Genomic DNA, 5,276 nt, shown 5'->3' on the forward strand with positions numbered 1-5,276 from the left:
GTTCAGCTTCAGGAGAACGCTCCTGAGCTCCTTAACGCTAACCCACCCTTCGGAGCTAACCTTCAGGTTCAGCGAGAGGTCCTCCCTTCGGTAGGATAGAGGAAGGTCCCTTGAGACTAAATAAACGTAGTAGTTCTTCAGGTCAAGGGAGCCAACGTTTGCAGAAAGCCCCGAATCACCCTTCCAGAGGGTGAAGAAGGCGGAGAGGCTCTTTCCCAGAGCTCTCAGCTCAATCCAGGCGTCCATTGGATAGGCAAAGAACCTTGAGTAGGTTAAGACCCTACCCCTGTTCTTCAGGACGAGCTCCAGGTCTCCCTTTATGTAGGTGAGTTTGAAGCCGAGCTTCCCCTCAAGCCTACCGCCCGTCGGCGTTGCCACAAAGAAGGAGAGCCTGTCCATGTCCAAAAGCCCTTCAGACCTAACATAGAAGCCTGCCTCCCTTTCAAAACCGAGCTCCAGAGAACCGTTCACCGCACCCCGGCTCCTGAACTTAAGGCTGAACTTTCCCCCCTTCAGGCTGTAGCTTCCCTCCTCCTGCAGGAGCTCCGCAAGGGGAGTTCCAAGAACCAACAGGCTGACCTTCCCAAAGCTCAACCTCCCGCTCTCTCTGGTACCCGAAAGCTCCGCTCCTCCAAATTCAACCTCAGCAACCCTGTAGCGTAAAGAGGTGGGCTCAGCCCTGAGCCTGACCTCCTCTCCTCTGTAGGATATGTCCGTTATGAGCCTGACCTCCTCTCCGCCGAGGTTGTACCTCAGGAGAGCCTTACCTCTCCCCTCTTCTGGACTACCCATAAAGGAGTAGTCAACCTGGAGTCCTTCCCCCTCAAGCCTTCCTTTGGTTGACAGCTTTAATTCGTACATATCAAGGCTGTAGCTCCCCTTAAGTAGCTTCTCAGCCCCGTAGCTTCCCGAGAGCTTTCCATCCCTGATGCTTCCTTTAAGAAAGGCTCCCTTAAGAGATAGCTTCTCTGATAGCTTCACCTCCTCGGATCTGAGACTGAAGGAGCCCTCCAGCTTCTTCCCGACCCTTATATCCGCCCTCCCGGTCAAGGGAATTCTTGTGTTCCCTCTGACGACCGATGCCCTGCCGAGCCTTGATGCCACGCTCAGGATGCCTCTGTCCCTTGCCAGCTCAAGGGTTGCTTCCTCTACCCTTATCTCCATGCCCCTGTACTCCCTTACAAAGGACTCTATCCTGTTTATAGATATAAAGCTGTCTATATCTCCCTTCAGATAGCCCGAGAAGCCATCCCCTTCGTAAGAGAGGTCAATACTACCGCCTTTGAGTGATAGCCTGTAGTCGGACCTGCCCACGGGAAAGTCTCTGTAAAAGAGGTCCTCAACCCTCCCTTTCCCCTTTGTGCTGAGCTTCTCCTTGTAGGTAAGCTCTCCAGTGTAGGAGAGAAACAGCGTAATGCTCCTCAGGGGCAGGAAGAGGTCTTTGAGGGAAACCCGGCTCTCAAAGCCTTCCCCTCCAAAGTTGCCCGAAAGGAAGAGGTCTCCGCCCCAGAGGGCAAGCTCCACCTTTCCCTTCCCCGAGCCGTAATCGTACCTCACCCAGCCCTGGGTCCTTCCAAAGCCCATCTCTCCAATCCCAACCCCATCGGTCCCTGCATAGATGTTCAGGAGCTTCCTATCAAGGTCAAGAACGAGCTCACCCCTGAGCCAGGCGAGCAGGAACACATCCGTTTTGAGGAGCTCAGAGTCAAGGGGAAAGCGCTCTATGCTGAGTCTGAGCCTGTTTCTGCGAAGGAGCTCAAGCCTGTAGTCTGCGAGCACATCCTCGTTCCACAGCCTTCCCCTCAGGAGGAGCGCTCCACCAAAGCTGTAGCTCAGGCTACCCGATGTTCTCACCTCCCTGTAAAGCTTCCTCTCCTTGATAAGGACCGTATCCGCTGTGGCTCTCAGCTCCATATCAAGCCTGCTGTAGGTGGCTCTTCCCTCTCCCCTTATTCTGATAGGGGAGATGTAGGCAAAGGGTGTGTCTATCGGCTTTACGCTACCCTCTATGCTGAAGAGAGCCCTTGGCAATCCCTCCTTCAGGGAGCCCTCTATCTTGAAGGAAAAGAGCTCCGAGCTTACCTCAGCCTCAGATATCTGGATTGAGTCTTTTAAGAGCCTTGCCCTCCTGACCTCTACCTTTACGAGGCTGTTTCCTTTGTGAAGGAGAGCGTAGCCCTTCAGCTCTCCATCCCTTAGGGTAAGGTCGTGAAGCTCTATGAAGGTCTCCCCATTCTGAAGGGTCAGGTAAAAGCTGCTGATTTCCGCCTGCACCTTCTTGAGGAATCGGGGCAGGACTACAGCTGTAGGTGTCCTCTCCTTACCCTTCTCCTCTTTTTCCCTTTCAAGGATTATGAGGTGTCCCTCCCTCAGCTTGAGGGTGGGTATATCTCTGTAGCTGAAGAGAAAGTCTGAGAGACTCAGGTTTATGTACAGCCTTCCCAAGGGAAAGTAAAGGTAAAGCCTCACTATCCCGAGGCTCAGGGGTGAGAGGCTCAGGCTCAGCCCTTCTACGCTGTAGTGTATCCTCTTAGCCGCCAGATAGGGTTTTAGTGCGAGAAAGTAAAGGGAAAGGAGGAAGAGAAGGAGAAGGGCGACATAGCGCATAAACTCATTCTATTCCGTGCATCTTCAGGTTCTCCTTTATCCTGTGAAGAAGCTCTGCGGGGTTCTTTATAGGGTAGTCAAGCTCCTCTACCACCTCCTCCGCCTTTCTTCCCTTTATCACCACACCCGAAAGCTTCTCCTTTATGTCCTCCGCGGACTGAAGGGGGAAGTCGGTACCCTTGAGCCTCTTGAGAACCATATAAGCCCAGGGTACGTCAAGGGCAACGGCTGCCTGTGTGCAGTACTCAAGGAAGATGCTCGGTTCCTCATGACCTTCCTTGACGAGCTTGTAGGCAAGCTTCGCTATACCTCCGGCGGTGTGTACCCTGAGCTCCTTCTTCTCCTCCTGTGTGAGCTCATCAATGTGCTGAATCTTGTACATGGCGAGCTCGGGGTCAGCCCTGAGGATGTTCCTCACCGTCTGTCTGGTGAGACCTACTATCTCGGCTATCTCCTCCTCCGTCTTGAGGAACTCTTCCCTGAGTACAACTGCAAAGGATGCCCTCGCAAGAGAGGGAAGCCACGTCAGAGTTCTGAACTCCGCAAGCTTCTGAAGCCCTCCCAGCAGGTCAATAGACTTCAGAAAGACCCTTGTGACGAGAGGCTCAACGTTTACCTCCACGGGTTGAAGCTCTATAACCATACCTCCACCTCCTTTTGATCTCAAATCGGGGTGCCGGGACTTGAACCCGGGACCTCAGGCCCCCCATGCCTGCGCGCTGCCACCTGCGCTACACCCCGTTCGTCTATAATTTTAAACCTTTTTGAGCTTGAGCTCTACGAGTTCAATTAGCTTCTTGCTCGGCTTGAAGACTATGACCTTCCTGTCGGGTACCGGAACCTCCTCCCCCGTTCTCGGATTCCTGCCCACCTTCCCTCTCCTGAGCTTGACTGTGAAGGTGCCGAAGCCGGATATCTGGACCTTCTCACCTTTTTTGAGGGACTCCTCTATGATCTCAAATATCTCGGATACTATCTCGTATATCTCCTTTTTGGTGGTATTCCAGTCCTCCTCCAGCCTTTCGTGGACGAGGTTGGCTATGTCCTTCTTGGTCATAACGCAGCTCCGGAGCTCACATCTTCCATTTTTTCTTCAGGATATCGCCGAGCTTGAACCCGCTTGCGGGTGCACCCTCCGAGACCTCCTCTTCCTTCTCCTCTTCTTCTCCTCGGAGGGCTTTTATGGAGAAGGTTACCTTTTCCTCCTTCGGATTTATATCAATTATCTTCACCTCGTGCTCTTGCCCAACCTCAAGCTTCAGGTCCCGTGGAACCTCAGAGAAAGGAAGCAGTCCCTCCACCCCCTCGGGTAGTTCAAGAAAGGCTCCGAAGGGCATGACCTCTTTGACCTTCAGCTTTACCACGTCCCCAACCTTGTACTTCTCCTGGATTATCTCCCAGGGGTTGGGTGTGAGCTGCTTTATGCCAAGCTTGACATACCTTCCATCGGTCCCGAGAACAACAAATTCCCTCTCCTCGCCCTCCTTAAGGACTTCCTCAACCCTTTTGGGCTTTGTCCAGGAGAGGTCGCTCCTGTGGATTATCCCTTTGACCTTCTCACTTCCTATATCAACGATAGCCTTGCTTCCCTCTATCTTTTCAACCTTTCCCTTTATCTTGCTCCCAACGGGGTTCTCAGCGAGGAACTCCTCCCAGGGCTTGGGGAGAGCCTGCTTTATGCTGAGGATTATCCTCTGCCTCTTGGGCTCTATCCTCAGAACCTTAGCCTTCACCACATCGCCCTTTTGAGGCGTCTCCCCGTTCCAGCTCACCTCCTCTGCGGGGACGAAGCCCTCAAGTCCGTCATCAATCTCAAGGACTACCCCCTTTGGCGTCACCTGGAAGACCTTTGCCTCAATTATGTCGCCGACCTTGTGCTCCCTGTTGAACTTCTCCCAGGGATTCTCCTTCATCTCCCTGAGGGAGACTATAAGAAAGTCTTTCTCCCTGCTCTTCTTCTTTACCTTAACCTTAAGGGTCTCATCAACCTCCGCGTAGTTGAAGGGGTTCTTGTCCCTTCCCCAGGACAGCTCCTCCTTGGGGAGGAAGGCTCTCAGAACTCCCTCTATCAGAAGGGTTATGCCCTTGTTTGGGTCAATCTTTATGACCTTGCCCTCAACCACGTCCCCCTTCTTTAGGCTCTGGAGGAGCTCCTGCTTCCTCTTTTCCCTCTCCTCCTCAAGGTAAGCCTTGTGGGAGACTATCACCTTTGGTCTGTCCTTCTGGAGGCTAACCTCCATCACCTTCACCCTTACGGGCTTACCCACGCTCAGCTTCTTCCCCGTCTCGCTGGCTGGGAGGAAGGCTTTGACACCCTCTATATCAACTATGAACCCACCGCGGGTCTTTTTCTCAAGGGTTCCTACCACATCCCTGCCTTCCGACTGAGCCTTCTGGAGCTCTTCAAGACCCTTCTGCTGAGCTATTATCCTGTAGGAGAGGAGCGGATAGTCAAGGCGTGGAGACATCTTAACTATGACGGCCTGTATCTCATCTCCCTCCTTTATCTCCTCCTTTACCTCCTCCCTCGGTATTACCCCCTCAACCTTGTAGCCTATATCAACGTATATGTACCTCTCATCAACCTTCACCACCTTTCCGCTTACTATCCTTCCTTTCCTGAAGGTCTCTTCTTGCGGGAGGGCTTCGCTCAGGAGTTTCTCAAATTC

4 protein-coding genes and 1 tRNA gene are annotated in these 5,276 nt (G+C 53.0%); all 5 read right to left on the reverse strand.

Annotated features, from left to right (window positions below; genetic code table 11):
• On the reverse strand, window positions 1–2,607 hold a 2,607-nt coding region (locus AC1HCM_RS04315; protein ID WP_479460549.1), incomplete at its 3' end, for a hypothetical protein.
• A gap of 4 nt (window positions 2,608–2,611) precedes the next feature.
• Window positions 2,612–3,250, reverse strand: a complete 639-nt coding sequence (locus AC1HCM_RS04320; protein ID WP_479460550.1) for a bacterio-opsin activator — start codon at window positions 3,248–3,250, stop codon at window positions 2,612–2,614.
• A 25-nt stretch (window positions 3,251–3,275) separates the two neighbouring features.
• Window positions 3,276–3,348 (reverse strand) — tRNA-Pro (locus tag AC1HCM_RS04325).
• Between the two features lie 13 nt (window positions 3,349–3,361).
• The gene (locus AC1HCM_RS04330; protein WP_479460551.1) at window positions 3,362–3,664 is read right to left on the reverse strand and encodes an HU family DNA-binding protein; all 303 of its coding nucleotides are present in this window, start codon (window positions 3,662–3,664) and stop codon (window positions 3,362–3,364) included.
• A gap of 16 nt (window positions 3,665–3,680) precedes the next feature.
• Window positions 3,681–5,276, reverse strand: a 1,596-nt coding sequence (locus tag AC1HCM_RS04335) for a S1 RNA-binding domain-containing protein (protein ID WP_479460552.1), incomplete at its 5' end; no start/stop codon positions are given.

Source organism: Hydrogenivirga sp. (assembly GCF_056450045.1).

What these genes read in the sequence shown, in the direction of transcription:
- AC1HCM_RS04330 (WP_479460551.1), bottom strand. Translation starts at nt 3,664, where the DNA reads ATGACCAAGAAGGACATAGCCAACCTCGTCCACGAAAGGCTGGAGGAG.
- AC1HCM_RS04320 (WP_479460550.1), bottom strand. Translation starts at nt 3,250, where the DNA reads ATGGTTATAGAGCTTCAACCCGTGGAGGTAAACGTTGAGCCTCTCGTC.